Here is a 2123-nt window from a genome sequence, read left to right on the forward strand (position 1 = left end):
GCTGCGATCATGCTGCTGGGGCTGATGGAGGGGCCGCTCGGGACCCTCGGCGCGACCGCCGAGTTCATCCGGGACTGCGGCGGCTCCTGCGCCTGAGCGGGTCCCCGCCGGCCACGCACCTGCCCCGAGAACGCCGAAGGCCCCCTGTGTCCAGGGGGCCTGTGTCGGGTGGTGGGCGATACTGGGATTGAACCAGTGACCTCTTCCGTGTCAAGGAAGCGCTCTCCCACTGAGCTAATCGCCCGAGGCGGAGGCGGGAATCGAACCCGCGTACAGGGCTTTGCAGGCCCTTGCCTAAACCACTCGGCCACTCCGCCCGATGATTCCGGATGGTGTCTCGGAGATCGGAACCTGGAGGCCCAGGCAGTGAATACGAGGTTTCCTCCGAGCGGACGACGGGATTCGAACCCGCGACCCTCACCTTGGCAAGGTGATGCGCTACCAGCTGCGCTACGTCCGCATGCTCCCGGTTTCCCGGGGCTGTCGGGGCTGTTCGCTCCGACATGAAGAACATTAGCGTAGGCCCCCGGGGGCCTCCAAATCGACCCCCCGTTTGCCGCGTGGCGGGCCTGCCACCTGCACGAACGGGCCGGAGGGAGCGCTCCGGCCCGCGGGTGCGGGCAGCGTCAATCGCGGGCGCCGTCGCTCGTGTTGGGGGCGAGGAGCTGGTCGAGCGCGGCGTCGAAGTCGAGCCAGGAGTACTCGCTCGTCGCGGGCACGAGCTCGAAGGTGCGGTCGAGGAACTCGGCGAGCGGACGCGCCTGGGTGGTGAACACCGCGTGTCCGGAGGGGGAGGCGAGCTCGACCTCGACGCGCTCCTCGTCCCGACCGCCACCGAGGAGCGGCTTCACCCGGACGTCACCGGTGCCCGCCGGGGCGAGCAGGCCGTCCGCGAGCAGGTCGCGGGCGAAGACCCAGTCGACCGGGCTACCCTGCCCCGTCCGGAAGGAGGCCTGCACCGCGTAGGGGTCCCGGCTGGAGTAGGACAGCTCGACCCGCACCGGGACCGGCGCCGCATCGGGTGTGACGAGCTCGAACAGGGCTCCTTCACGGATGATCATGGGCTGGTCGCGCATCTTCGCTCCTCGTTCTTGCACCGCGTGGTCCGTCGTGCGGAAAAACGAGCGTGTCGCCAAGATGTGACGGGTCGGGGGACGTTCTCCGCCCAGCGGATCAGTGGCGTTAACCCGGACGGGTGGTGCCGGCTCCCCTGTCGGGTGTGTCCGACCTGCGAGGATGGGTGATCCCCCGGTCGGTTGTGATGCAGATATCAGGGATCGGACCCGGCGAACCGATCGTTGGGCGGGGCCGAAGACGAGAGGTGAGGGACGTACTGGTGGCGGACGTCGCCGATGGGGCCGGGGCCGCATCGACCGTGAGAGCGGTCGACGCGGGCCTCGCCGCCCGCGTGCGCGCCGGGGACGAACAGGCCCTCGGTGAGCTGTACGACCGGTACGGCAGGCCCGCGTGGGCCCTCGCCCGGCGGATCTGCGTGGACGAGCAACTGGCGGAGGACGTCGTGCAGGAGGCCTTCCTCGCCTTCTGGCGGGACCCGGGCCGGTTCGACGCCGAGCGGGGTGCCTTCGCCACCTGGCTGCTCACCGTCGTCCACCACCGGGCCGTCGACGCGGTCCGGCGCGAGAGCCGGATCCGTCGCAGGACCGTCTCCACCGACGCCGGGGACGACCTCGCGTTCCCCGCCGGTCCGGGCTCGGACGTCCAGGCGCTCGGCGCCGTCGTCGCCGGACAGGTGCGGACGGCGTTGGGCGGGCTGCCCGACGAGCAGCGCCAGGCCCTCGCCCTCGCCTACTTCGGCGGGTACACACAGCGGGAGGTCGCGGCGCTGACCGGCGTCCCGCTCGGGACGGTGAAGTCGCGCATGTTCACCGGGCTCGCCCGGCTGCGGTCGGTCCTGGGTCCGGTCACGGGGTTCGAGGGGGTGGCGGGATGACCACGCCCCAGCCGCCCTGCGCGCAGACCCACCACGCCGTCGCCTGGGCCCTCCACGTCCTGGAGCCCGACGAGGAGCCCGAGATGATCGCCCACCTGCCCGGCTGCGCGGAGTGCCGCGCGGTCGTGCAGGAGACCGAGGAGACCCCATCACCACAGAAACCCGCATCAAC

Annotated in this window: 2 protein-coding genes and 3 tRNA genes; 1 reads left to right on the top strand and 4 read right to left on the bottom strand. The window is 71.3% G+C overall.

All coding sequences use genetic code 11. The features are described from left to right. Positions 1 to 169: 169 nt before the first annotated feature. From H5J29_RS30215 to H5J29_RS30230, 4 genes are all read right to left on the bottom strand, one after another. A tRNA-Val gene (locus H5J29_RS30215) sits at positions 170 to 244 on the bottom strand. 1 nt (position 245) lies between these two features. Further along, positions 246 to 317: transfer RNA gene (locus H5J29_RS30220), tRNA-Cys, on the bottom strand. Positions 318 to 387: 70 nt separating this feature from the next. Next, positions 388 to 460, bottom strand: a tRNA-Gly gene (locus tag H5J29_RS30225). A 166-nt stretch (positions 461 to 626) separates the two neighbouring features. Further along, entirely contained in the window at positions 627 to 1076 is a 450-nt protein-coding gene (locus H5J29_RS30230) for an SsgA family sporulation/cell division regulator (protein WP_181784361.1), read from the bottom strand. Positions 1077 to 1321: 245 nt separating this feature from the next. Here H5J29_RS30230 and H5J29_RS30235 point away from each other — a divergent pair, with 245 nt between their 5' ends. Then, the gene (locus H5J29_RS30235; protein ID WP_312858476.1) at positions 1322 to 1951 is read left to right on the top strand and encodes an RNA polymerase sigma factor; all 630 of its coding nucleotides are present in this window, start codon (positions 1322 to 1324) and stop codon (positions 1949 to 1951) included. Positions 1952 to 2123 lie beyond the last annotated feature (172 nt).

The organism is Pseudonocardia pini, assembly GCF_013870575.1.
In the GTDB taxonomy this organism is placed as follows: domain Bacteria; phylum Actinomycetota; class Actinomycetes; order Mycobacteriales; family Pseudonocardiaceae; genus Pseudonocardia; species Pseudonocardia pini.